The following is a 24,204-nucleotide window of genomic DNA, read 5'->3' on the forward strand; positions in this document are numbered from 1 at the left end:
CGCGGTGGCTTTCCTTTCCCTTGAGGTCCGCCTCGTCATGCGGCGAATCCGCCGCCGGAAGTGTTCCGCCGTGCCTGCCAGGTTCCGGGGCCCGTCATCTCCTGTCGTGACAGCCCCGATGTCGTTCGCGCGGTGGATTTGGACAAGGAGTGAATGAATGTGTGGAATTGCAGGTGAGATCCGCTTCGACGGCGTGACGCCGGATGTGGCTGCGCTGGCGTCGATGACTGCGCAGCAGGCGGCACGAGGGCCGGACGGCTACGGTCTCGTGGTTTCCCCGGGGCGAGCCTTCGGGCACCGGCGACTGAAGATCATGGATCTCTCCGATGCCGCCCAGCAGCCGATGGTCGATCCGCAGCTCGGGCTGGGGATCGTTTTCAATGGTGCGGTTTACAACCATCCGGCGTTGCGCCGCGAGCTCGAGTCGCTGGGCTATGTTTTCTACTCGCATGGTGACACTGAAGTGCTGCTCAAGGCCTACCACGCCTGGGGGCCGGACTTCGTGCAGCGTCTCAACGGCATGTTCGCGTTCGCGATCTGGGAGCGCGATTCCGGCCGCGTCCTGCTGGGACGCGACAGGCTAGGCATCAAGCCGCTCTACTACGCGGATCTATCGGGCGGGCTGCGGTTTGCCTCGACCCTTCCGGCGTTGCTCGCGGCGGGCGGCGTCGATACCGCGATCGATCCGGTCGCGCTGAATCACTACCTCTCCTTTCATGCCGTCGTGCCAGCCCCTTACACACTGTTTTCCGGTGTCCGCAAGCTTGCTCCCGGTACCCTGCTGACCATAGAGGCCGACGGGCGGCGCAGCGAACGCCGCTTCTGGTCCCTCGACTACAGTCGTAGCGCGGCCGACGAGAACCGCTCCTTCGAAGCGTGGCGCGAGATTCTGCTGGAGGCGCTGCGTGCTGCCGTGAAGCGACGTCTGGTGGCCGATGTGCCGGTTGGTGCCCTGCTTTCCGGTGGCGTCGATTCGAGTCTTATCGTTGGTCTAATGGTCGAGGCCGGGGTCCAGGACCTGCGAACCTACAACGTCGGCTTCGAGGATGTGGGGGGCGAGAAGGGGAACGAGTTCGAGTACGCCGACATCGTCGCCAGGCGGTTCGGCACCATCCACGAACGCATCTTCGTGCCCGAGGCCGAACTGCTGACCCGCCTGCCCGAAGCCATCTCGGCGATGAGCGAGCCGATGGTCAGCCACGACTGCATCGGCTTCTATCTGCTTTCGGAAGCGGTCTCGCGGCATAGCAAGGTGGTTCAGAGCGGGCAGGGGGCGGACGAAGTCTTCGGCGGCTATCACTGGTATCCGAAGCTGGACGGTAGTACGACGCCGGTGGCGGATTACCTCGAAGCCTTCCGCGATCGAGACCACGCCGAGTACCGCGAGCTGGTGCAGGACCGCTACCTCGCCGGCGATGCCTCGGCCGAATTCGTGGCGGCCCGCTTCGCCGATCCCGGGGCGTTCGACCCGGTCGATCAGGCGCTGCGCCTCGACACCACGGTGATGCTGGTCGATGATCCGGTGAAGCGCGTGGACAACATGACCATGGCCTTCGGTCTCGAGGCACGCGTGCCGTTTCTCGACCATGAGCTGGTCGAGCTCGCCGCACGCATCCCCGCCCGGCACAAGCTCGCCGGCGGGGGAAAGGGCATCCTCAAGGAAGCGGCGCGCAAGGTCATCCCTTCCGAGGTCATCGATCGTCCCAAGGGCTATTTCCCGGTGCCGGCCCTCAAGTACCTCAAGGGCAATGTACTGGATAACGTGCGCGATGCGCTGGGCAGCCGTGCGGCGCGCGAACGGGGCTTGTTCCGCCAGGCCTACGTCGACCGGCTGCTCGACGATCCGATGGCGCACATCACGCCGCTGCGCGGTTCCAAGCTGTGGCAGCTGGGGCTGCTCGAGCTTTGGCTGCAGAGTCATCTGCCCTGACCGGAGACACACCATGACCAGCAAGCCCGCAATGCGTCGTCGTGGTCGCGTGCCGCCCGGACCACCTGGTCATCAGCCCGAGCCGCATCGCAATGCGGTGGTGGAGTGCGGCTGGGGGCGGCTTATCGGTGGTCACACCTTCCAGGAGCCAGCGTGCATTGCCGCCGCGCTGCTCGAAGAGCGAGCCGGCCAGCGCGACATTGCCTTTTATGTCGAGAGGCCGCACGTCGTGGTCGCGCAGGCGCCGCAGCAGCTCTTCATCGATCCGTCGGAGGCTTTCCGTCTTCAGCTCTCCGGCTATCGGCCGTCACGTGCGACGCGCAAGGGCTTCACCATCCGGCGTCTGCGCACCCGTGCCGACGTCGCGGCGGTCAATGCGCTCTATCGCAGCCGGCGCATGGTTCCCGTGGACCCGATGCGGGTCTGGGGGCAGCGTGCCGAGCGGCAGATCATCTATGCCCTGGCGGAGGACCGGGCCAGCGGAGAGGTGATCGGTGTGGCGATGGGTATCGACCATGCGGAAGCCTTCGGCGATGCGCAGCCGGGTGCCAGCCTGTGGGCGCTCGCGGTGACGCCGCAGGCGAGCCATCCAGGGGTCGGCGAAGCGCTGACTCGCTATCTCGCCGAGCATTTCCAGGCCCGCGGGCGACTCTACATGGATGTTTCGGTGCTGCACGACAACGCATCGGCGATCGCGCTCTACGAAAAGCTCGGCTTCCAGCACGTCCAGGTGTTCGCGGTCAAGCGGCGCAATGCGATCAACGAGCCGTTGTTCACCGGCCCTCAGACCGATGCCGATGCCCAGCTCAACCCCTACGCCCGCATCATCGTGGACGAGGCGCGCCGGCGCGGCATTCACGTCGAGCTGCTGGATGCCGAGAACGGCTATTTCAGACTCAGTCTGGGCGGGCGGGGCGTGGTCTGCAGAGAATCCCTGTCGGAGCTGACAACCGCGATCGCGATGAGTCGCTGCGCCGACAAGCGGGTGACGCTGCGCCTGCTCGCCGAAGCCGGGCTCAAGGTGCCGGACCAGACCACCGCGGGCGAGCCGGACGACAACGCGGCTTTCCTGAAGCGCCATGGTGCCATCGTCGTCAAACCGGTCGACGGAGAGCAGGGCAAGGGGATCAGCGTCAACCTCACCGCGGCGGACGACGTCGAGGCGGCGATCGCAAGCGCCGGTCAATACTGCGACCGGGTTCTGCTCGAGCAGTACTGCGCCGGTGAAGACCTACGTATCCTGGTGATCGACCATCAGGTCGTGGCCGCGGCGATCCGGCGTCCTCCCGTCATTACCGGCGACGGGGTGTGCACCGTTACCGAGCTGATCGAGAAACAGAGTCGCCGGCGCGCCGCTGCCACCGGCGGCGAGTCGCGTATTCCGCTCGATGCGGAAACGCAGCGCTGCGTCGCCGCCCAAGGGTTCGAGATGGACGCCGTGCTTGAGCCCGATGCGCGACTGACCGTACGCAACACTGCCAACCTGCACACCGGCGGCACCATCCACGATGTCACCGCGGCGCTCAATCCTGCCCTTCGCAGCGCCGCCCAACGGGCCAGTCGTGCGCTCGACATCCCGGTGACCGGGCTCGATTTCCTGGTGCCGGCGGTCGACGGCACCGATTACGTGATCATCGAAGCGAACGAACGGCCCGGTCTCGCCAACCACGAACCCCAGCCAACCGCGGAGCGATTCGTCGACCTGCTGTTTCCGCGCACCCGCATCGAGGAGGACCCGAATGAATGATCAGACCGTGCCGGCACTGCCGGCAATCGACTACGCCTATCTCGAGGAGACGCTGCTCCATCTGCTCGCGATCCCCAGCCCGGTCGGTCTGACCGATGGTGTGGCGCGCTACACCGCGGGTCGGCTCGAGGCGCTCGGAATTCCCTACGAGCTGACCCGTCGCGGCGCCATCCGCGCCACCTTGCGCGGACGCGAAAGCCGACCCGCGCGCGCCATCGTCGCCCACCTCGACACCCTCGGTGCGATGGTCCGGCAGATCAAGCCCAATGGGCGCCTCGGCGTCGTGCCGATCGGCCACTGGTCCTCGCGCTTTGCTGAAGGCGGGCGGCTCACGATCTTCACCGACAACGGCCAGCTGCGCGGCACCTGCCTGCCGCTCAAGACCTCGGGCCACGCTTTCGGTGACGAGATCGACAGCCAGCCGGTCGGCTGGGAGCATGTGGAGGTGCGGGTCGACACGCCGGCGCGCAACGCCGAGGATCTCATCGCCGCGGGCATCAACGTGGGTGACTGGATCGCCTTCGATCCCCAGCTCGAGATCCAGCCGGATGGATATGTGAACTCCCGCTATCTCGACGACAAGGCCGCGGTGGCGGCACTGCTTGCCGCCTGCAAGGCGATCAAGGATTCCGGCCGGGTGCCACCGGTCGACGCCTACCCGCTGTTCACGATCACCGAGGAAGTCGGCTCAGGCTCGTCGGCCGCGCTTCACGGCGATATCGCCGAGATGGTAAGCATGGACATCTCGATTGCCGCGCCGGGTCAGAACACCGATGAGCAGGCCGCGACGATCTGCGTGCAGGACATGTCCGGCCCTTTCGACTACCACCTCACCCACAAGCTCATCAGGCTCGCCACCGAGCACGGCATCCGTCACCGGCGCGACGTGTTCCGCTACTACCGTTCGGACTCGGCCGCGGCCGTGGAGGCCGGCAACGACATCCGCACCGCCCTGATCGGCTTTGGCGCCGACGCCTCGCACGCGCAGGAGCGAACCCATCGGGACGCGCTGGAAGCCCTGGCGCAGCTTACTGCTGCCTACATGCTCTCGGAACCGGTTGCCCGCCGCGACCGCACTTCGATGGGCTCGCTCGAGGGCTTCACCGAACAGCTCAGGCCGGAAGACATGCTGGTACCGACGACGCCCCTGCCGGTTCCGGGCGAATTCATGGAGCCCGACGGTGTTGCCGCAGCCGCGGTGGACGCGGAGTCGAGCGAGCGGATGTGAGTCGCCGCCGCCGCTGGGCGACTCAGCCCCTGCGGCCCTTCGCGGCCGCTTCGACTTCGGTGGCGCGCAGCTTAGCGGCGAGCTTGTCGAGCACGCCGTTCACGAAGCGGTGGCCGTCGGTGCCGCCGAACTCCTTGGTGAGTTCGATGGCCTCATTGATGATCACCCGGTAGGGCACTTCGATGTGGTGGGTGAGTTCCTGCGCAGCGAGCAGCAGCACCGCGTGCTCGACCGGAGAGAGCTCGGCTACCTCGCGGTCGATCAGCGGCGCGATCTCGGCATCAAGGGCTTCGGCATTGGCGAGGGTGCCACGCAGCCGGCTCGCGAACATCTCCCGGTCGGCCTTGTCGAAGCCGCTCACTTGGGCAAGGTGATCTTCGATCAGGGCCACGCCACTGTTGTTCAGCAGCCACTGGTAGATGCCCTGCAGCGCGAACTCACGGGCCCGGCGGCGCGAGGATTTATTGCTCATGCCAGCGCCCTGAGCAGGTTGGCCATCTCGACGGCAGCCTGGGCACAGTCGGTTCCCTTCTCGTGCATGCGCGCGAGCGCCTGGTCATCGTCCTCGGTGGTGAGGACCCCGTTGGCGATCGGGATGCCGGCGTCGAGCGTCACGCTGGTAATGCCGCTGCCCTGTTCGTTCGAGACCAGCTCGAAATGGTAGGTTTCCCCGCGGATGACCGCGCCGAGCGCGACGAGCGCGTCGAAGCGGCCCGATCCTGCCATCTTCTGCAGCACCAGCGGGATCTCCAGCGCGCCGGGCACGGTGGTGATCAGCACGTCGTCGGGTTTGACGCCGAGACGCAGGAGTTCGGCGGTGCAGGCCGACAGCAGGCCTTCGCAGACGTCCTGGTTGAAGCGGCTCATGCAGATGCCGATGCGCAGGCCTGCGCCGGCGAGATCGGGTTCGATTTCGGGAATGTTGTCGAAACGTGCCATGGATGTTCTTCTCTTCAAGCCGGCCCCTTGCTCAAGGTTGGCCGGGGATTCAGGACTGGGTGTCATCTACCGGCAGATAGCCGCAGATCTCGAGGCCGAAACCGGCCATGCTGGGTATCTTGCGTGGGCTGGCGAGCAGGGTCATCTTGCCGACGTTCAGATCCCGCAGCATCTGCGCGCCGATACCGAAGAGGCGCGGATCCCACTTGACCGCGGGCTTGGGCGCGCTCGGGTCGTTGGTGAGTGCCGCCAGCAGGTCGCGACTGCTTTGCGGCCGATAGAGCAACACCACAACGCCCTTGCCGGCCTCGGCAATCGCGCGCAGTGCCGCATCCACCGGAAAACTGTGGCGGCCGCTCTTGGGGTCGAGAAAGTCGAGCACCGAGATCGGCTCGTGGACCCGCACCAGGGTTTCACAGGCCGGGTCGATGGTGCCGCAGTGCATGGCGAGGTGCACATCGCCGGTGGTCTTGTCTTCGAAGGCGGTCAGGGTGAAGCAGCCGTACTCGGTGTCGACCTGCTTTTCGCTCACCCGTTCGATCAGGCTCTCGGTGGCGGCGCGATATTCGATGAGGTCGCGGATCGCGCCGATCTTGAGTTGGTGGGTCGCTGCGAACTCGATCAGGTCGGGCAGCCGCGCCATCGTGCCGTCGTCCTTGAGGATCTCGCAGATCACCGCGGCGGGCTCGACGCCGGCCAGCTGGGACAGGTCGCAGCCTGCTTCGGTGTGGCCCGCGCGGATCAGCACGCCGCCTTTCTGGGCGGTCAGCGGAAACACGTGGCCGGGCATCACGATGTCGTCCGGCTTGGCGTGGCGCGCCACCGCGACTTGGATGGTGCGGGCACGGTCATGTGCCGAAATGCCGGTGGTGACGCCGGTCGCTGCCTCGATCGAGACGGTGAAGGCGGTGCCGTGCGGGGTGCGGTTGTCGCGCACCATCTGTTGCAGGCCGAGCTGGCGGCAGCGCTCATCGGTGAGGGTCAGGCAGATCAGGCCGCGGCCATGCTTGGCCATGAAGTTGATCGCCTCGGGGGTGACGAACTCCGCGGCCATCACCAGGTCGCCTTCGTTCTCGCGATCTTCCTCGTCCACGAGGATGACCATTTTTCCTGCCTTGATGTCGGCAATGATGTCGCTGATCGGCGCGAGTGCGCTCACGGTGGGCTCCCTCGTCCTGTGGGTCCCGAGGGGCACAGGCGATTATGGTTGTGGCAGGTCCGTGCCGTCGACCCGAAGGTGCGCCGGGCACGGAGCACCGGAAACCCGCTAGTTTAACGTCCGTTCGCAAAGGGGGCCAGCGCGTGCCCATGTCGGCATCCAGAGGGGCGGCGTTCAGAAATCGATACCGCCCTCGATGCGCAGTGTCCGTCCGTCCTGGCGGAGCCGGTCGAAAGCATGGTCGATCGACACGGGGTGGTCGTAGCGGTGGTCGAACAGATTGCTGATCTTGATCGCGGCATGCATGCCGCCCGGCAGGCGGCTGGCAACCAGGTTCGCGTCGAGCAGGGCGAAGCCACCGGTTCGCGCGCCGGCATGGGTGATACGCCCGCTCTCGTAGCGCGCTTCGAGGCCGATTTCGACGCGATCGCCGAGCGGCGTCGAGGCGTCGAGTTTGAGCATGTTGCGTGGCGCGTTGGTCAGGCTGGCGCCGGTCGTATCGTCACGACCGCGCTGAAACGAATAGCTGCCCCGCAGGCGGGCTCCGCCGGGCCATGCATGTTCGGCCTCGAGTTCGAGCCCCTTTACGCTGGCCCGCGCGAGATTCACGAAACTCGTCGTGCCATCCCCGTTCTCGACATTGTCGATCAGGTCCGTTACCGCATAGCCGAACAAGGACGCGGCAAGCCGGCTGCGTGCGCTGCTGTATTCCCAGATCGCTTCGAGCGTGCGGATCCGTTCCGGCTTGAGGTCCGGGTTGGCGCGACTGAATCCCTCCACCGAATAGAACCGTTCGTAGGTGTTCGGCGCCCGGAATGCGCTGCCGTAGAGGAGCTTCGCCGTGGTCGACCGGTCGACATGGTAGATCACGCCGATGCGGGGATTGGTCGAATCATCTCCAGTCGTGAGACGGTCCCAGCGCAGGCCGATGGCGACGCTGAGCGCTTCGCCGAAGCGTATTTCGTCCTCCACGAAAAGGCCCGCTGCGGAGTCACTGCGCTTACGGTCGAGGTAGATTGCCCGCGGTGCGATATCCGCATTGAACATGCTGCTGCGCGGATCCCAGCTCGCGTCACCCCAGAGCGAAACGGTATGTCCGTCGAAACGCTTCGTGCGGAGCTGCCCCTCGAGCGTAATCCGCTCGCCGATGTCACGGTCGAAATTGAGCGTCACCGGTGGATAATCGGTCGGGTAGCTGCCGGTGTATTCATAGCGCGTGTAGGCGGCCTGCAGGCGGGCTTCGGTTCGATCGGGCAGCGTGAATTCGCGCGTGGCACCGACCAGCAGGTACTGATCGTCGAACTGGCTTCGCGGGTCGTTGAAAACCTGGCCGTAAGGCGCGGTCGGGACGAACTTGTTGCGCTTGGCGGACATGAGCTCGAAGCGCCAGTCGTCACCCTGCAGCTTCGCAAAGAAGCGGTTGAACGATTCCCGGTCCATGTCGTCGGCTAGGCCATTGTTGTTCGAGGGCTGGTTGAAGGCGGGGATCCGGAGATCGTCCCCTCCGCGATATTCCCGCGAGGCGCTTAGCAGCAATACCGCCCCATCGCTCACCGGAACGGTACTTGTCGCGCGGAGGCCACGCAGGTCCCCGGTGCCGGCGGACGCCACGACCTCGTTTCGCCGTATCGCCGCAGGCCGCCGCGTGGTGATGTTTATGACGCCGAAGAAGGCATTGTTTCCGTAGGCCGCCGATCCGGGGCCGGGGAGAAATTCGATCTGCTCGATGAGGGCAAGGTCCACCGGGAATTCGTTGCCGACGGGACCCTGCGAGTACACCGGATCGGATAGGCGGATCCCGTCCACCAGAATCAGGATGCGAGTGTTGAAGTCGCCCGAGCGCGAGAAACCGCGGACGCCCAGATATTCGTAACCGCGGTCATAGCTGGTGTACAGCCCGCGTATCGAGCGCAGGACTTCGGCGAGGCTGCGATAGCCGTGTCGTCTGATGTCTTCCGCGGTCACGATGCTCACCCGCGACGGCGCTTCGCTCACTTTCTGGGGAAATCTGCCTGCGCCGGCGACAATCTGAACCTCCATCAGCTGGCCAAGATCCATCTCGATCAGTCGATCCAGTTCGGCGTCGTCCGCCGCCGAACTGGTCAGGGGAATGCACGCGAGTACCAGCAGCAAAAGCCGATGCCGCCAGGCCTGGGGTTGGCGGTCGTCGGGCTCGAGCGGTGCGCCCTTCGAGTCGGCGCGCAAGGGGGGCGGTGCAGATGCCACAGGCCTCACAAGTGCGAAATGTCAGTGCCCGTGTCTACGGGCACGATTTGCGAAACCTTTGGATTCCCGACGAACGGACCGCCTCACCCTTCCGCTTCCCGCTGATAGGCCATCATCCGCTCCACGTAGCGCGCGATGATGTCGATTTCGAGATTGACCCGGCTGCTGGCCTGCAGGCGTTTGAGCGTGGTCACTTCGACGGTATGGGGGATCAGATTGATCGAAAAATCGGTCCCGTCGACGCGATTGACGGTGAGACTGACACCATCGACGGTGATCGAGCCCTTGCGCGCGATGTAACCTGCGATCTCGCGCGGTGCGCGAATCACGAGTTCGTGACTTTCTCCGACGGGTTCGAACTTCAGCACCTCGCCGACACCGTCCACATGACCGGTGACGATGTGCCCGCCGAGGCGGTCGTCGGCACGCAAGGCCTTTTCCAGGTTCACCTCACCCGGTGCGCCCAGTCCGATCGTGCAATTGAGGCTTTCGCGCGAGACATCGAACTGCACATGGTTGCCGTCGATGGCAACGACGGTCAGGCATACGCCGCTATTGGCGATGCTGTCGCCGATGTGCACGTCGTCGAGGCCCAGCGCACCGGCTTCGACAGTCAGGCGAACGCCGTCCTCGAGCGGGGCGACGTGTTCGATTCGGCCGATGGCGGCCACGATTCCGGAAAACATGAGAGTCTGGGAGGCTGATGGATGGAGTGGCAATCTTAGGCGATTTCGGTCTCGGCGGGCGAATGCGAGCGCGCGGTCGCGTGCCGTTTCCGGTTGACCGACGACAGGTCGGGCGCAGACCGGGCGCATACTCCTCCTGTCCTTTCTTTGCGTGGAATACAGGAGCTTGCATGGGCAGCAATGACCATCCATCCGCGATCGCGGTTGCGCCTGCACGGTCGGGGTGCGGCCTTCGCGGCGTCCCCTTTTTTTCGCACTGCCAGGGGCTCCGGCCGTGAATGCACCGAACGTTTCCGATCGGGCTGCCCCGGGCATGCCGGCACCCCGGATCGTCGGCCGTCCGGGTCTGGGCGGGAAACTCGAACTCGTCGTGCGGCGAATCCAGAACCTCTCCGAGGTGCCGTTTCCCGAACCCTGCCTCGTACACGTTACGCGAGGCCAGAAGCGCCTGACGGTGGGCGACGAGAACTTCACCGCCGGGCCGGGCGAGGTGCTGTTCGTCAACGCCGGGGTGCGTGCGTCAATGTTGAACCTGCCCGATGAGGACGGGCTGTACACCGCGACTTGCGTGGTGCTGGCGAGCGATCTGGTACGCGAGCACGCGGGCGCGCGGGGAGGGCCGCCGGGCGTGCCGTGGCGCGCCCTCGCCAAGCCGGATCTCGATGGTGGCGTGCTGGCGGCACTGGTCCACGTGGCGGATGGAATGTCCGCGCAATCCCCCCTCTCCGACCGATTGTTGCGTCATCGCCTGCTCGAGTTGCTGATCGCGCTCGACGACGCCGGCTGCTGGTGTCGCGTCGCCGCGGTTGCCGGCATGGCCGAGCGTGCGCGCCGGATACTTGGTGCGGAGCCCGCGGCACCCTGGACCGCGGCCACGCTCGCGGCGCGGCTGCACCTCGGCGAGTCCAGCCTGCGTCGCGCGCTCGGCGCCGAGGGGCACAGCTTCCGCGGCCTGCTCGACGAAGTGCGCATGGGGCTTGCGCTGGCCCTGCTGCAGGGGTCGAGTTACAGCGTGCAGCGGATTGCGCTGGAATGTGGCTACGCCTCGGCCTCCCGTTTCAGTGCGCGTTTCCGCTGTGCCTTCGGGGTGCTGCCGTCGGTCCTGCGCGGGGTGTCCGGCGCAAGACGCTGAGCGCTTCTGCATATCAATCGAGCGGATCGGGCGCGCGATGATGGTCCGTGCGGTTCATGCTGGTGACGCCAATCAGCAGAGGAGATCATCATGGCGCGTTCCGTGTTCAATCAGAATTTCATCGTCCTTGCCCTTGCATCGACCGTCCTGGTATCGCCGGGTTGGGCGGCCGGCTTTGCCCTGTCGAGCAAGGATCTGGCGCCTGGGGCACCAATCGCCCAGCGATTCGTGTTCAAGGGCTTCGGCTGTGACGGCGGCAATCTTTCGCCGGCACTGGAATGGCACGATCCGCCAAGCGGCACCCGGAGTTATGCCTTGACCGTGTTCGATCCGGATGCGCCGACCGGCAGCGGCTGGTGGCACTGGGTGGTGGTCAATCTGCCGGCCGACGCGGCCGGCCTGCCCACCGGCGCAGGTGCCGCGTCGGGCGCGGACTTGCCGTCCGGCAGCCAGCAGGTACGCACCGATTTCGGCTCACCCGGCTACGGTGGCCCATGCCCACCGCCCGGTCATGGGCCGCATCGCTACGTATTCACGGTGTACGCGCTCAAGGTGCCAAAGCTGGAATTGCCAGCGGATGCCACTGCCGCGCTGGCAGGCTTCATGATCAACGCCAACAGCCTGGGCAGCGCGACGTTGACGAGGACCTACGAACGGAAGTGAGCCTCAACCGCCGATCTGGTCGAGGATCGCACCGAACTCGTCGGCCGGCTTGAAGCCGACGACCCGTACGCCCTCGATCTCGCCGCCGCCGGGGCGGAAAAACACGATCCCCGGTGGGCCGAACAGGCCGAAGCGCTTGAGCAGCGCCTTGTCGTCGTCGTTGTTGGCGGTGACGTCGGCCTGCAGCAGGAGCATCGCCCCCATGCGCGCGGCGACGGCAGGGTCGCTGAAGGTGAAGCGTTCCATCTCCTTGCAGGAGACGCACCAGTCCGCATAGAAGTCGAGCAGCACCGGACGGGTCGATGCGGCGATGCGGGCATCGAGTTCGGCTACCGAGCGGACACGCTCGAAGCGGGCTTCCGCAGCGGCGGCGACCGCATTGCCTCCGCGCAGCACCGTCAGTGGCTGAAGCGGATCGCGGGAGCCGGCCAGCGCGCCGATAAGCAGCGCGGCACCCGCGAGCAGGCTGACGACGCCAAATCCCTTCCAGAACCGCTGCCAGCCGCGACTGTGCGGCGGCAGCGGGTCGAGCGCGTGCAGGAAGACGCCCGAGAAGATCAACAGCGCGGCCCACGCCAGCATCGGCACAAGCGGAGGTACCACGGGGGTGAGCAGCCACACCGCCACACCAAGCAGAATCACCCCGAAGGCCTTCTTGACGCCTTCCATCCACGGCCCGGCCTTGGGCAGGATGCTGCGCGCCGCGAGGCCGACCGCGAGCAGTGGCGCGCCCATGCCCAGTGCCATCACGAACAGCGCCGTGCCGCCCAGTGCAGCGTCGCCGGTCTGGGCGATGTAGAGCAGCGCGCCGGCCAGTGGTGCGGCCACGCAGGGGCCGACGATCAGCGCCGAGAGCGCGCCCATCACCAGCACGCCACCGAGACTGCCACCCTTGTTGTGATTGGCGGTGTCGCTCAGGCGGCTTTGCAGCGCGGTGGGCAGCTGCAACTCGTAGAAGCCGAACATGGAGAGCGCCAGCAGCACGAATATCACGGCGAAGCTGCCGAGCACCCAGGGGCTCTGCAGGGCCGCCGACAACAGCGTGCCGGATATCCCCGCGGCCACGCCGGCCGCGGCGTAGGTTACCGCCATGCCGAGCACGTAGGCCAGCGACAGCGAGAAGGCGCGGGAGCGGGAGATGCGGTCGCCATGGCCGACGATGATCCCCGAGAGAATCGGGATCATCGGGAAGGTGCAGGGCGTGAAGGCCAGCAGCAGGCCGAAACCGAAGAAGGAGAGCAGCACCAGCGGCAGGCTCTGTTCGCCGAGCAACTTGGCGATCGATGCGGATTCGTCCCCGCCCGCAACGGCTGCCGGCGTGCTTGCGGGCGACCCGGAGGCGGATTCGAGCGGTGCGCCGCTACCGATCGCACGCGACAGGAAACCGCCGCCCGTTCCGCCGGCGGTGCTGCCGGTGAGCGAGATCTCGGTCGCCTGGGGGGTTGGCGGATAACAGATGCCCATGTCGGCGCAGCCCTGGCTGGTGACCGTGAGGGTAAAGCGGTCGAGCTCGGCGGGCGCCGAGACCGGAACGCGGAAGCGCAGCTGGCCGCGGTAGGTTTCGACCTTGCCGAAGAACTCGTCGTCCTTCACCTTGCCGGCGGGCAGTTGCGCTTCGCCAAGCTGGACGGTCGAGGGTTCGGCAGAGAAGTGGAACTTGTTCTTGTAAAGGTAGTACTCGGGCGCAATGTCGAAGACGACCTCGATGGTCTCGGGGTCGAGCGACCGGGCGGTCTGGCGAAAGGCCTCTTCCGGACGGAGCGGTTCGTCGGCCGCTCCTGCGTACAGCGAGAAAAAGGTGAGCAGGATGGCCAGCAGGACGGTCAGCGGCGCACGAAAGGCGGTTGTGAAGGGTTTCATTGGATGGCGCAGGGGCGAAATCATGATGGGGTGGTTTCGGACGCCACCCAGGCAAGGTAGTCCGGAAGACCATGTGTCACAGGGACCGCGATGATCTCGGGAAGTTCGTAGGGGTGGTGCCGGCGGATCGCCGCCTCGAGCGCGGGATAGCAGGCTGCTGTGGTCTTGATCAGCAGCGGCGTCTCGGTGGCACTCTCGAGTTTGTCCTGCCAGCGATAGATCGAGCAGCACGGCGCGAGGATGTTTACGCAGGCAGCCAGGCGAGCCTCGAGCAGCGCCTCGGCGAGTCGCCGCGCAGTGTCTTCGTCGGGCGCATTGCAGATTGCCAGCAGGGTCGTTTCCGCCATTCGGGCCTCGATTCGTGGTGCGACGCCTGTCGCGAAGGGCGCAGCGTAGCAGTATCGGCGCGCGTCGCAAGACTAGCATTGTGCTGGCGGCCGCGTCCCTGACCTGGGTCAGGCGTCGGCCCGGCGAGATAGTGCGACCATGCCTGACACGGCGGCACCGAGGGCATATAATCCGCCCCCTCTCCGCATCGTCGTCGCGCCATGTGTCGCGGCAAGAGTCCCGCCATGAGCCAGCCCGTGCCTCCCGCCGGTGCGCCCGAGCAGTCGCCGCTCGGCAAGCCGTCCGGCTATTGCTCCGAATACGCGCCAGCACTGCTTTTCCCGATCGATCGCGCACCGAAGCGCGCCGAGCTTGGAATCCACGGCGCGTTGCCCTTCGTCGGCGAAGATCTCTGGAACGCTTACGAGCTTTCTTGGCTCAATCCGCGCGGCAAGCCGGTGGTCGCGATGGCGACTTTTCGGGTGCCGGCCACGTCGCCGCGTCTGATCGAGTCGAAATCGCTCAAGCTCTATCTCAATTCGTTCAACGGCACGTGCTTCGACGATGCCGCGGTCGTGCGCGAAACGATCGGGCGGGATCTCTCGGCGGCGAGCGGCGCGGCGGTCGAGGTCGAGCTGCACACCCTCGATACGCGCCCGACGCGCGAACTGGACTACGCCGTGGGCGAACTGATCGACACGCTCGACATCGAGATTGACGATTACCTCCCCCGTCCCGGGCTGTTACGTGTCGACACCACGTGTGAGCCGGTCAGTGAAACCCTGGTCTCTCAGCTGCTCAAGTCCAATTGCCTGGTGACCGGCCAGCCCGACTGGGGGACCGTGGTGATTCGCTACAGCGGCCAGCCGATCGACCGCGCGTCGCTGCTGCGCTACATCGTATCGTTTCGCGATCACAACGAATTCCACGAGCAGTGCGTTGAACGGATCTTTACCGACCTGCGCCGCTACTGTGCGCCGCAGCGACTCGCCGTGTGGGCACGTTACACGCGCCGCGGCGGGCTCGACATCAACCCCTTCCGGGCCGATCCGGGTGAGCCTCCGCCGGACAATTCCGGCGACATCAGGCAGTAGTTCTTCCCGGTTGGCGCTCAGCCCAGCGAGCGCTCGAGGTGCTGGATGAGCGCGCGGAGTTCGCCCGCCGTCGCGCGGAGTTGCCCGGCGGCCGTCCCGACCTGATCGACGCTTGCGTTGTTGGATTCGACCGAGGTCGAGATGGCTTCCATTGCCACTGCGACTTCGTGCGATGCGGATGCCTGCTGGTCGAGCATCTGCCGGATATCGGTGGAAAGGCCACTGGCCTTGATGCTGGCAGCGCGGATTTCCTGCAGGCTGGCACTGCTTTCGTTGATCTGCTTGGTGCCGACCGAGACCTTGCCGGCGGCCGACTGCATCGTCCCCACGGCGGTTTCTGAGTCCGAGGTGATCAGCGCGACCGCTCCGGCGATGTCCGTCGTCGATGCGGCGGTACGCTCGGCCAGCTTGCGGACTTCGTCAGCCACCACGGCAAAACCGCGGCCTTGCTCGCCTGCACGCGCCGCCTCGATGGCCGCGTTGAGGGCGAGTAGATTCGTCTGTTCGGCGATTTCACGGATGATGCGGCTGACCTCGCCGATCTTTTCGACCGAAGCGTTTACCCGCTCGATCTCCAACCGGGCGGCATCGACGACGTTTACCACCGCCTCGCTGCTGCGGATGCCCTCCGACATCGAGCGCATGGCCACCGAGACCGCTTCTTCGGTGGCCTGTGCCGCTTCGGCGTTCATTTCAGTGTTTCCCGCGATCTCGTTGACCGATGCGCTCATTTCCTCCATGGCCGCGGCGACCTGCATGACGCGTTCGCCCTGAAGGGCGGTGGCTTCGGAGAGGTCATGCACGGCACCTTCGAGCTCGCGCGAGCGCTCATCGACGTCGCGCGCCGCCACCAGCACGTCGGCGAACATGGCGCGCAGGTGGATGCGCATCGCTTCGAGCTGCGCAAAAGGCCGGGCCAGACCGCGACGTGGCGTGTCGATGCCTTGTTCCAGACGGCCTTCGTCGAGTGCGCTGATGTGCGCCCCGAGCCGCTCGAGCGGCATGCCGATGTTCAACTGGTAATAGCTTGCCGTGGCAATCGACAGCCCGGCGGCAACCGCGCCGGCGATGGCGCCCGCGCCGCCGTCCAGCCAGGCGGCTGCCGCAGCGAAAAGCGCGCTTGTTGCGGTGAGCGCCCAGATCGTGTTGTGCTGCCGCCGCAGGCTGCCGACCCGGGCCGTTCGTGGAAAGGTCGTCTGCTTGTCGCGGACCCTTGCGTAAAGCGATTCCGTCGCGGTGACCGAGGCGCGTGCGGGTGCGCTGCGTACCGACATGTAGCCGACCGTCCGCCCGCTTTCGCAGATTGGCGTGACGAAGGCATCCACCCAGTAGAAGGCGCCGTCCTTGCAACGATTCTTGACCAGCCCCCGCCAGGGCTGTCCGGCCTTGAGGGTCGCCCAGAGGTCGGCGAAAGCCTCGGGCGGCATGTCGGGGTGTCGTACGACATTGTGGTTCTTGCCGATCAGTTCGTCGGCCCGAAAACCGCTGATCTCGACGAATGCGGCGTTGGCATAGGTGATCAGACCTTTCAGGTCGGTCTTCGTCACAATCGGCCGGCCCGGCCTGAGGTGGCGCTCTTCCCCGGTCACCGGCATGTTGATCTTCATGAACGCCTCTCCGTGTTTGCGTGGAGACGGCGGCACGCGGCGCATCTCCCATTGCGCAAGAACGGCCGAATTTGTTGCGGCTTGAGCGCGTCGTCACACGTCGTGGAATTCAGCCGCGTGCAGGACGCTTCCAGCCCAGGATGAACAAGGCGAGCGTGCCCGCAACCACGCCCCAGAAGGCCGAGCCGACGCCGCCGAGGCTCACGCCGGAAGCCGTTACGAGAAAGGTGATCAGCGCGGGCTCGCGTTGCCCTTCGTCCTTCATCGCGGTGGTGAGTCCGCCGGCGATCGTGCCGAACAGGGCCAGTCCCGCGATGGCCAGCACGAGTTCGCGCGGGAAGGCTGCGAAGAGCGCGCCCACCGTGGCGCCGAATACCCCGACCAGCAGGTAGAAGAAACCAGCAAAGAGGCTCGCCAGGTATCGTTTTGCGGGATCTTCGTGGGCCTCGCGCCCCATGCAGATCGCGGCGGTGATCGCGGCCAGATTGAGCGCAAAGCAACCGAAGGGGGCGAGCAACAGGTTTGCCGCGCCGGTCCAGCCGATCACCGGTGAAATCGGCACCGCGGTATAGCCGGCGGCGCGCAGCACCGCGGTGCCCGGCACGTTCTGTGAGCCCATGGTAACGATGAACAGCGGGATGCCGATCCCCAGCATGGTCTGAAGGTTGAAGCTCGGCGCGGTGAACACCGGCACCGCAAACTCGAGGCGCAGCGCCTCGAAATGCAGCAACCCCTGTGCCGCAGCGATCGCGCTGCCCAGCGCGAGTACCAGCACGATGGCGTAGCGCGGCAGCAGGCGCCGTGCTACCAGGTAGGCGAGGAACATCGCGAACACCAGGCCGAAGCGTTGCCCCATGGCGACGAATACTTCCATGCCGAAGCGCACCAGCACGCCGGCCAGCATCGCTGCGGCAATGCCCGGGGGAATCCGGTCCATCACCCGCTCGAAGCCCCGCGTGAGGCCGGCCAGCAGGATCAGTACGGAGCAGAACATGAAGGCGCCGATTGCCTCGGACATGGGGACGCCGACCAGTGCGGTGACCAGCAGCGCCGCGCCGGGCGTCGACCAGGCGGTCACGACCGGCGCGCGGTAGCGCAGCGAGAGGCCGATGCAGGTCACCCCCATGCCGATGCCCAGCGCCCACATCCATGAACTCAGCTGTGCCGGACTCGCGCCGGCGGCCGCTGCGGCCTGAAAGACGATGGCCGCCGAACTGGTGAAACCGACCAGAACGGTGACGAAGCCGGCGGAAAAGGGGGCGAGTAGCTTGCGCATGGGTGGGGCGTGCAAAGGACAAAGGCCGGAAGAATCGTTCTCCGCGGCGAGTTCCGACAGGGACAATTTGCTGCGCCTGCGGCGATACGCCGCCAGGGAGTGTGGGTGCTGGAAATTCTGCCATCGGTTTCGGGGGAGCTTCGGGCACGAAGTGGGTTGCCAACTGACCATGCCGAAGCTTCTTTCGGGCTAGCAGGAATCGGGCACCAGGCTTGTCATCGTGTCAAGGCTGGTCGGGTCCGGTCAGCGTGTGAAATGGACGCTGACAGATTGAAAAGGGGCCGCCGAGCATCTTCTCGGCCCCGCCGAGCGGATTTCAATGCATGAATATTGGGGCGGTGCTTTTCGTCGGGAAAACCGAGGTGCGGGCCACCGGGCATGTATTCAGTCGACGAAAGTGTGTCCAGGAGTGCCCATGCGATTCGAACCTCTCGTCCTGGTCCTCACCGTTGCGGCGCCGGGGGCGCATGCGCCGATGCACCGGTACCGAGGTCGGCTTCAGCGGCTCGACGCAGCCTTGTGACACGGAAAGCGGTGGCCAGGCCACCCTCAGCGGCGAGTGGGATACGACTGCGCTGACGCAGGAAACAACGCAAATGTCACCTCGACCGGCCAGAGCCGGCAGATGACGCTGAACCTGCTTGCCAACGTGATCGCGCCGCGCGTCGAGACCGTTCCGGAGCCCGGCAGCCTGCCGTTGCTGTTGGGCAGCCTGGGCATGCTGCTGGCCGTTTCACGCCGTCGCCGGGCTTGAACCGTGGGCTGGCCGGCACAAGGCCGGCAGAACCAAGGAGCGCCAGGGCGCGCCGGCCTGTATTCAGCTCTTTGGCGGTTCGGTCGAGACGAAGCTCGGGCGGGCGAGCAGCGCTTCCGCGTAGGTGGCGAGGACGGGGTGACGATGACGCCAGTCGATCGTGGGCTGTCGCAGGTCGAGGTAGGCGAGTGCGCAACCCGCCGCCACATCGCCCAGCGACAGCCCGTCGCCGTTCAGCCCGTTGCGGGATTGCACGTGTGCCGACAATGCGTTCAGGCCGCGCAGGATCTTCTCGCGCTGGCGGGCCAGTGCGGTATCGCTGCGCTCGTCGTCCGGGCGGTTTGCTTCGAGAAAGGCGGCGACCGCGGCATCGGTAATGCCGTCGGCAAGGGCCTCGGTCTGTCGAACGTCGAGTGCTGCGCGGCGATCGGCCGGGATCAGCACTGGCGCCACGCCGAGCAGCTCGAGGTATTCGGCGATCACCGGTGAATCGAACCACACCCGACCGTCGCTGGCGACCAGAACCGGCACCTTGCCCAGCGGGTTGTACTGGGGCACGTGCGTGTCGGGACTCCACGGAATGTCGATCTCGAGCTGGAAGGGCAGGCCCTTTTCCGCGAGGATCACGCGAATCTTGCGGGCATAGGGGCTGGTCAGCGAGGCGATGAGTTTCACGGTTCGTATCCTGCCTTTGTCGTCAGCCGCGCTGGGCCGGGAGGAAAGGATCGGTAATTGCGACGGACCGGGCAAGTGTACCGGCGCCCGGCGGACGGGAACGGCGCACGGGCGGCAGCGATCTGTCCGGCCGGGCCGGCCTCACAGCGCTTGCCAGCTTCGCAGCATGAGCTCGCGGATGATATTGAGCTTGCCGTGGAAGAAATGGTCCGCGCCAGGCACGACGACGACCGGCAGGGTCTGCGGTCGCGCCCAGTCGAGCACATTGGCGAGCGCCACCGTTTCGTCCTGTTCGCCGTGGATGACGAGGCTGTGTGCCGGTACCGGTTCGGTGGTGTAGCTGCGCGCGCCGCTGACCTCGCCGGAGGCGAGGCCGACAAGCACGATGTGTCTTGGTGGCGTGACGCTGCCTTCGAGTCGCGCAATGACCCGGGTCTGCACGTAGGCGCCAAAGGAGAAGCCGCCGATGCCGATCGGCAGCGCCCCCCAGCGCGACTGCGCCCAGGCAAGCACCGCCAGCAGATCCTCGGTCTCCGCCATGCCGTGGTCGTGTTCGCCCTCGCTTTCACCGACGCCACGGAAGTTGGGTCGCACTGCAGCGTAACCGAGGTCGCGGAAGGTACGGGCCAGGGTGTGGGCGATCTTGTTGGTGTTGGCGCCGCCGAACAGCGGGTGCGGGTGCGCCACAATGGCGATGCCACGCGCCTTCTCGGGCGTGTCGATGAGTACCTCGATGATCCCGTCGGGGCCGTTCAGCAGGGCACGTTCGGTGGGCTGGGGGCGTGACATGGCAGTCCTCCGGATCTTCAGGGCAGGCGCAGGCGGTCGACGATCTCGCCCTCGACCAGGTGGCGATCGATGATCTCGTCGATGTCCTCCTTGTCGACATAGGTGTACCAGACCTCTTCGGGATAGACCACCAGCACCGGGCCTTCGTCGCAGCGGTCGAGGCAGCCGGCCTTGTTGATGCGGATCTTGCCCTTGCCCTTGAGGCCGAGTTTGCCGATCCGATCCTTGGCGTAGGTCTGCATCTCCGTGGCGTGCTGATTGTTGCAGCAGGTCTCGCAATCGGCGCGCTGGTTGGTGCAGAAGAAGACGTGGTGCTTGAAGTAGCTCATCGCGAGGCTCCGGTGGCGGTGGCGGGGATTATATCGATCATCTTCGGGGACCTGCGCTGCGCAGGCTGCCGAGCAGGCCGAGATAGACAAGGGCGAGAAACGGCCACAGGCTGGAGACCAGCACGGTAGCGCCGTGGAAATTGAGGAAGTGACCCTGGTTGAGCAGTGGAACGTTGGCCTGGAGGTAGGGGTTGTCGGGCGCGAGGTTGGCGAGCACGGTTGCTATCAGCAGGGCCAGACCGGCGAGGACCTGCACTCCCGCTCGAGGCAGCAGCAGCGCCAGACCGAGTATCGGTATTCCGGCCACGAGGCCGACGCTTGCCCCCGGCGTAAGCCAGTTCAGCGGCTGGCCCGGCACGAAGAAGCTGCTGGCTGCAAGGGTCTTGGTGGCCAGTCCGAGCACGATCAAGGTGGCGATCGACCATGGGCTGGGCTCGCGCATCATGCTGCGTGCAAGCAGGCCGACCGCCACCAGGTGGCTGGCCGTGATGCTCGCTTCGAGTCGCAGGAACTGTGGCGCGCTGAACGAAAGCGGGGTGGGCAGTGCCAGCAGGCTGCGCAGGTCGCCGCTGCCAAACAGCAAGGACTCGGGCGACAGCTGGGTAAACAGCCAGAGACCCAGCAGCATCAGCCCGGCGTCGCCGAGATTGCCATGCAGGATGCGGCGCATGCGCCAGCGATGGAGCCAGCCGCGGCGATCGAAAAGGTCGTGTCCGATATAGGCGCCGGCGAGCGCTCCCAGCAGTGCCCCGAGCGTATTGCAGCCGAGATCGACGTTTGAAGGCACCCGCGTGGGCAGGAAGTTCTGCACCGTCTCGAGTGAAAGACTCAGCATTGCGCACAGGACGACCGTGAGCAGCACGCAGGTGCTGCGCGACAGGCGGGATGGCATGGCCGGCACCATCACGAAGCCCAGCGGCAGGAAGCCGAGCACGTTCAGGATCAGGTCGATTCCGCGGTAGTAATGTGGCCATGGCGCGGCCAGGAAGTCGAACAGGGGCAGGCCGGTTTCGCGCCAGCCCGAAAATGGGTTGAGGCAGGCGTATATCACCAGCAGGCCGTAGGCGATGGCGAGATGGCGGGGCAGTGCGGTGGTCAGGCGGGGTCGTACGGGCATGCAAGGGACGGGCAGGATCGATTGCCGATTCTAACCATGTTCGCCCGGACAGGCGGGAGCCTGCCGATCGGAGCGCGGACGGGGTCGGGCGATCGACGGGTCCCCGCCAGCGCTACCAGACGAAATACATGAGCAGCCAGGGTAGCACCGCTCCCACGGTCGCGATCGAGAACGCGGCGAAGGCCGCGAGCGCCGGTCCTGCGCCGATGGCCATGCGGGAGAGCATCCGTGCCGCCAGGATGAGGCTGGCGAGCAAGGCCGCGGCGAGCAACAGCAGACGGATGGCGGACAGGTGTCCGATCTCGATGCCTTCGGCGGCAAGCAGTGTTACGGTCAGTGCCGACAGCCCTAGAAAGACGCCGATCCCGCCCAGCGGGATGAGTGCGTAAGCCAGTTGCAGATGGCTGCGCGGACGGCCCGCGAACCGTCCCGCCAGACGCAGCCACAGGCTTATCCAGCCACCGATCAGCAGGGCAGCCAGGCCGATGTAGGCGAGGATCAGCACACCGTCCAGCCAGGTAAACACGTCACTGGCTTCAGGGTAATGAGTGAGCAGCCACCACGGCGCGTCGTCGCCCAGCAGCGCAAAGCTGTCGTGGTCGATCAGCCATGCCGCAATGGTGGTCCTGGCCTGCACGAACCACGGTGAAGCCGACCACTGGAAGGCCCCGATCGCGGTGCCGATCAGGCCGAAAACGAGCAGTCTGACCTCCCACGGTTGGGCATCGTCGGCCTCAAGCTGCGCAATCTCGCTGGCCGGCTTGCGGACCGCCAGCTCCACCGCATCGCGGTGGCCGGCACAGCGCCCGCACATGTGGCAGCCGGCGCTGCTCTGCATGCGCCGGATATCCACCAGCGGAGCACAATTGACCGGTAGCGCACGGGCCGTGTCGGCGCGCTCCCAGCGCGCGCGATCGGTGCGGAAGTGCACCGGGGCGAGGCGCGACAGCAGACCGAACACGCCATTGACCGGGCACAGATGGCGGCACCAGACTCGCTTGCCGCGGCCATACACCAGGCCGACCGCAATTGCGGCAAGGGTCGATCCGCCGAGCACCAGCAGGGCCGCCTTGGGGTACTCGTAGACGCTGACTAGCTGGCCATAGATGGTGGTGCCGAGGAAGGCGACGAAGGGCCAGCCGCCCCACTTGATCCAGCGCGGTACCGGCCGGCCGAGGCCGACCTGGCTGACCTGCTCGGTGACGAAGCCCTCGGGGCACAGCACCCCGCACCAGGCCCTGCCCATCAGCATCATGCTGACCAGTACGAACGGCCACCACAGCCCCCAGAAGACGAACTGGGCAAAGCGGGTGAGGTTGTTCCAGAGGTGTGCCTGGCTGTCGGGCAGGGGCAGGAAGGCCGGAGCGGTGACGAGGAAGGCGTAGGCGATCAGGGTGATCCACTGCAGCGCGAGGATCGCACTGCGGTGGCGCAGCATGAAGCGGCCAAAGGCTGCGAAACGGGTCGGCGCGGGGGCCGGGAGGGTGGCGCTCACACGCTTCTCCGCGGCGCGCGCAGCAGCCAAAGGGTGCCGATCCAGTACAGCATCCACAGCCCAAGGATGCTCAGCGCCGGGCGCGCGCGATAGCCTGCGAAGCTGCCGAGCAGGCCGTTGTCGCGCAGCAGGGCGCTGCTGTCCCACACCGGCTCGACGAGTGGCGGCAGCCATTCGAGATTGAGGAAGGCCTCGAGTCCCGACACCAGCAAACCCGAGGCGAGCAGCAGCAACAGCACCTCGCTGATACGGAAGAACACTCGCTGCGGAAGCAGGCGCGAGCCCTTCAGGAAGAGCGCCGCGGTGACCGCCGCGAGCGCTGCACCGATGGCGGCGCCGGCCATCAGTGAAGTCCAGCCGCCGGAATTTTCGGCGATGATGCCGTAGAGGAAGAGCACTGTCTCGGTGCCCTCGCGCCCCACTGCGATCGCCGCGAGCAGGGCCGCGGACAGGCCGCCGGTCTGCTCTGCCGCGCGCGTCAGGCCGGACTCCAGCTCGCGCTTGAGGGTGCGGCCGTGATGGCGCATCCACACCACCATGTGGGTCACCAGCAGCGCGGCAACGATCATGATGCAGGCCTGGAAGGCCTCCAGCGTGTTGCCGGCGAGCTGGGACTGGAAACCCAGCATGGCCAGCGCCAGCACGGCGGCCAGGCCGATGCCGCCCGCGACCCCGAGCCAGAGATGGGCGAGACGGATGCGTCCGTCGCCGCGTGCCTGGATCCATGAATACAGGATGGAGACGATCAGGATGGCCTCGACGCTTTCGCGCCAGATGATGAAGATGGTGTTACCCATGGAAGGCGCTCCTCACTTGGCGACGATCTCGCCCTTGGCGGTGTCGGGATGGAACTCGCCAAAGAACGGGTAGCGACCGGCCTTGAGCGGCGCGAACATGATCTTTCGGGTGACGCCGGGCGCCAGCACGGTTTCCTTGCGCAATTCGGTACTTTCGAACTCTTCCGGACCGGCGTTCCGGTTGGTGATCTCGAGGCGGAAGCGCGTGTCGGCAGGTACCTCGATGACGGACGGGATAAAGCGGCCGTTCTCTGCGACCAGCGTGAAGGTCGGTGTGTCGGCGAGCGCGGTGCTCGCCGCGACGGCAAGGCAAAGGGCGGGTACAAGGCGGTGCATGGAGCGGTTCTCGAAACGACTCGACCCCGTCACGCCGG

23 protein-coding genes are annotated in these 24,204 nt (G+C 66.1%); 7 read left to right on the forward strand and 16 right to left on the reverse strand.

Annotated elements, in window-relative coordinates; all coding sequences use genetic code 11:
* The first annotated feature begins 157 nt into the window (after positions 1 to 157).
* Genes GQB03_RS06270 through GQB03_RS06280 form a run of 3 tightly spaced genes read left to right on the forward strand, consistent with a single transcriptional unit; the run spans position 158 to position 4,905 of the window.
* Positions 158 to 1,930 carry an N-acetylglutaminylglutamine amidotransferase gene (locus tag GQB03_RS06270; protein WP_159686142.1) on the forward strand — a complete coding sequence of 591 codons (1,773 nt, stop codon included), beginning with the start codon at positions 158 to 160 and terminating at the stop codon, positions 1,928 to 1,930.
* A gap of 13 nt (positions 1,931 to 1,943) precedes the next feature.
* A complete protein-coding gene (gene ngg / locus GQB03_RS06275; protein ID WP_159686144.1) occupies positions 1,944 to 3,677 on the forward strand; it encodes an N-acetylglutaminylglutamine synthetase in 1,734 nt (577 codons plus the stop codon).
* The gene (locus tag GQB03_RS06280; RefSeq protein ID WP_159686147.1) at positions 3,670 to 4,905 is read left to right on the forward strand and encodes an osmoprotectant NAGGN system M42 family peptidase; all 1,236 of its coding nucleotides are present in this window, start codon (positions 3,670 to 3,672) and stop codon (positions 4,903 to 4,905) included. The genes ngg and GQB03_RS06280 overlap by 8 nt, the downstream gene beginning before the upstream one ends.
* A gap of 22 nt (positions 4,906 to 4,927) precedes the next feature.
* On the opposite strand, the gene nusB is transcribed toward GQB03_RS06280, so the two are convergent.
* The 5 genes from nusB to GQB03_RS06305 form a co-directional block, all read right to left on the reverse strand.
* Positions 4,928 to 5,377, reverse strand: coding sequence for a transcription antitermination factor NusB (gene nusB / locus GQB03_RS06285; RefSeq protein WP_159686149.1), 450 nt, complete (start codon positions 5,375 to 5,377; stop codon positions 4,928 to 4,930).
* Complete coding sequence (ribH, locus tag GQB03_RS06290) at positions 5,374 to 5,844, reverse strand: 6,7-dimethyl-8-ribityllumazine synthase (RefSeq protein ID WP_159686152.1); 471 nt, start codon at positions 5,842 to 5,844, stop codon at positions 5,374 to 5,376. The genes nusB and ribH overlap by 4 nt, the downstream gene beginning before the upstream one ends.
* Before the next feature lie 49 nt (positions 5,845 to 5,893).
* On the reverse strand, positions 5,894 to 7,003 hold the full coding sequence (gene ribBA, locus GQB03_RS06295) for a bifunctional 3,4-dihydroxy-2-butanone-4-phosphate synthase/GTP cyclohydrolase II (RefSeq protein ID WP_159686154.1): 1,110 nt from the start codon (positions 7,001 to 7,003) through the stop codon (positions 5,894 to 5,896).
* A 174-nt stretch (positions 7,004 to 7,177) separates the two neighbouring features.
* Positions 7,178 to 9,208, reverse strand: a complete 2,031-nt coding sequence (locus GQB03_RS06300) for a TonB-dependent receptor plug domain-containing protein (protein ID WP_159686157.1) — start codon at positions 9,206 to 9,208, stop codon at positions 7,178 to 7,180.
* A gap of 104 nt (positions 9,209 to 9,312) precedes the next feature.
* On the reverse strand, positions 9,313 to 9,915 hold the full coding sequence (locus GQB03_RS06305) for a riboflavin synthase (RefSeq protein ID WP_159686160.1): 603 nt from the start codon (positions 9,913 to 9,915) through the stop codon (positions 9,313 to 9,315).
* A 274-nt stretch (positions 9,916 to 10,189) separates the two neighbouring features.
* Between GQB03_RS06305 and GQB03_RS06310 the strand changes: the two genes are divergently transcribed.
* Both GQB03_RS06310 and GQB03_RS06315 read left to right on the forward strand, forming a co-directional pair.
* Positions 10,190 to 11,047, forward strand: coding sequence for a helix-turn-helix domain-containing protein (locus GQB03_RS06310; RefSeq protein WP_159686163.1), 858 nt, complete (start codon positions 10,190 to 10,192; stop codon positions 11,045 to 11,047).
* 90 nt (positions 11,048 to 11,137) lie between these two features.
* The gene (locus tag GQB03_RS06315; protein ID WP_159686166.1) at positions 11,138 to 11,710 is read left to right on the forward strand and encodes a YbhB/YbcL family Raf kinase inhibitor-like protein; all 573 of its coding nucleotides are present in this window, start codon (positions 11,138 to 11,140) and stop codon (positions 11,708 to 11,710) included.
* A gap of 3 nt (positions 11,711 to 11,713) precedes the next feature.
* Here the strand turns inward: GQB03_RS06315 and GQB03_RS06320 are convergent, their stop codons facing one another.
* Both GQB03_RS06320 and cutA read right to left on the reverse strand, forming a co-directional pair.
* Positions 11,714 to 13,570, reverse strand: a complete 1,857-nt coding sequence (locus GQB03_RS06320) for a protein-disulfide reductase DsbD (RefSeq protein WP_159686169.1) — start codon at positions 13,568 to 13,570, stop codon at positions 11,714 to 11,716.
* A gap of 20 nt (positions 13,571 to 13,590) precedes the next feature.
* The gene (gene cutA / locus GQB03_RS06325; RefSeq protein ID WP_159686172.1) at positions 13,591 to 13,917 is read right to left on the reverse strand and encodes a divalent-cation tolerance protein CutA; all 327 of its coding nucleotides are present in this window, start codon (positions 13,915 to 13,917) and stop codon (positions 13,591 to 13,593) included.
* Positions 13,918 to 14,142: 225 nt separating this feature from the next.
* Between cutA and queF the strand changes: the two genes are divergently transcribed.
* The gene (gene queF / locus GQB03_RS06330) at positions 14,143 to 14,991 is read left to right on the forward strand and encodes an NADPH-dependent 7-cyano-7-deazaguanine reductase QueF (RefSeq protein ID WP_159686175.1); all 849 of its coding nucleotides are present in this window, start codon (positions 14,143 to 14,145) and stop codon (positions 14,989 to 14,991) included.
* A gap of 17 nt (positions 14,992 to 15,008) precedes the next feature.
* Here queF and GQB03_RS06335 read toward each other — a convergent pair whose 3' ends face one another.
* Together GQB03_RS06335 and GQB03_RS06340 are read right to left on the reverse strand one after the other, a co-directional pair.
* A complete protein-coding gene (locus GQB03_RS06335) occupies positions 15,009 to 16,598 on the reverse strand; it encodes a methyl-accepting chemotaxis protein (RefSeq protein WP_159686178.1) in 1,590 nt (529 codons plus the stop codon).
* Between the two features lie 109 nt (positions 16,599 to 16,707).
* Positions 16,708 to 17,874, reverse strand: a complete 1,167-nt coding sequence (locus GQB03_RS06340; protein WP_159686181.1) for a benzoate/H(+) symporter BenE family transporter — start codon at positions 17,872 to 17,874, stop codon at positions 16,708 to 16,710.
* A 625-nt stretch (positions 17,875 to 18,499) separates the two neighbouring features.
* On the opposite strand from GQB03_RS06340, the gene GQB03_RS06345 reads away from it, so the two are divergent.
* Positions 18,500 to 18,628 (forward strand): PEP-CTERM sorting domain-containing protein, encoded by a 129-nt coding sequence (locus GQB03_RS06345; protein WP_159686184.1) that lies wholly within the window; start codon positions 18,500 to 18,502, stop codon positions 18,626 to 18,628.
* A 63-nt stretch (positions 18,629 to 18,691) separates the two neighbouring features.
* Here the strand turns inward: GQB03_RS06345 and GQB03_RS06350 are convergent, their stop codons facing one another.
* The 7 genes from GQB03_RS06350 to GQB03_RS06380 form a co-directional block, all read right to left on the reverse strand.
* Entirely contained in the window at positions 18,692 to 19,303 is a 612-nt protein-coding gene (locus tag GQB03_RS06350) for a glutathione S-transferase (RefSeq protein WP_159686187.1), read from the reverse strand.
* Between the two features lie 141 nt (positions 19,304 to 19,444).
* The gene (locus tag GQB03_RS06355) at positions 19,445 to 20,092 is read right to left on the reverse strand and encodes an alpha/beta hydrolase (RefSeq protein WP_159686190.1); all 648 of its coding nucleotides are present in this window, start codon (positions 20,090 to 20,092) and stop codon (positions 19,445 to 19,447) included.
* A gap of 17 nt (positions 20,093 to 20,109) precedes the next feature.
* Positions 20,110 to 20,421 (reverse strand): (2Fe-2S) ferredoxin domain-containing protein, encoded by a 312-nt coding sequence (locus tag GQB03_RS06360; RefSeq protein WP_159686193.1) that lies wholly within the window; start codon positions 20,419 to 20,421, stop codon positions 20,110 to 20,112.
* Positions 20,422 to 20,458: 37 nt separating this feature from the next.
* Positions 20,459 to 21,538 carry a VanZ family protein gene (locus GQB03_RS06365; RefSeq protein WP_159686196.1) on the reverse strand — a complete coding sequence of 360 codons (1,080 nt, stop codon included), beginning with the start codon at positions 21,536 to 21,538 and terminating at the stop codon, positions 20,459 to 20,461.
* Between the two features lie 112 nt (positions 21,539 to 21,650).
* A complete protein-coding gene (locus GQB03_RS06370; RefSeq protein WP_235026967.1) occupies positions 21,651 to 23,033 on the reverse strand; it encodes a 4Fe-4S binding protein in 1,383 nt (460 codons plus the stop codon).
* The gene (locus tag GQB03_RS06375) at positions 23,030 to 23,830 is read right to left on the reverse strand and encodes an FTR1 family iron permease (protein WP_159686199.1); all 801 of its coding nucleotides are present in this window, start codon (positions 23,828 to 23,830) and stop codon (positions 23,030 to 23,032) included. Before GQB03_RS06375 ends, GQB03_RS06370 begins: the two co-directional genes overlap by 4 nt.
* Positions 23,831 to 23,842: 12 nt before the next feature.
* Complete coding sequence (locus tag GQB03_RS06380; RefSeq protein ID WP_159686202.1) at positions 23,843 to 24,166, reverse strand: cupredoxin domain-containing protein; 324 nt, start codon at positions 24,164 to 24,166, stop codon at positions 23,843 to 23,845.
* Positions 24,167 to 24,204: the final 38 nt, after the last annotated feature.

Source organism: Cognatazoarcus halotolerans (genome assembly GCF_009800965.1).
GTDB classification, from domain to species: Bacteria; Pseudomonadota; Gammaproteobacteria; order Burkholderiales; family Rhodocyclaceae; genus Cognatazoarcus; species Cognatazoarcus halotolerans.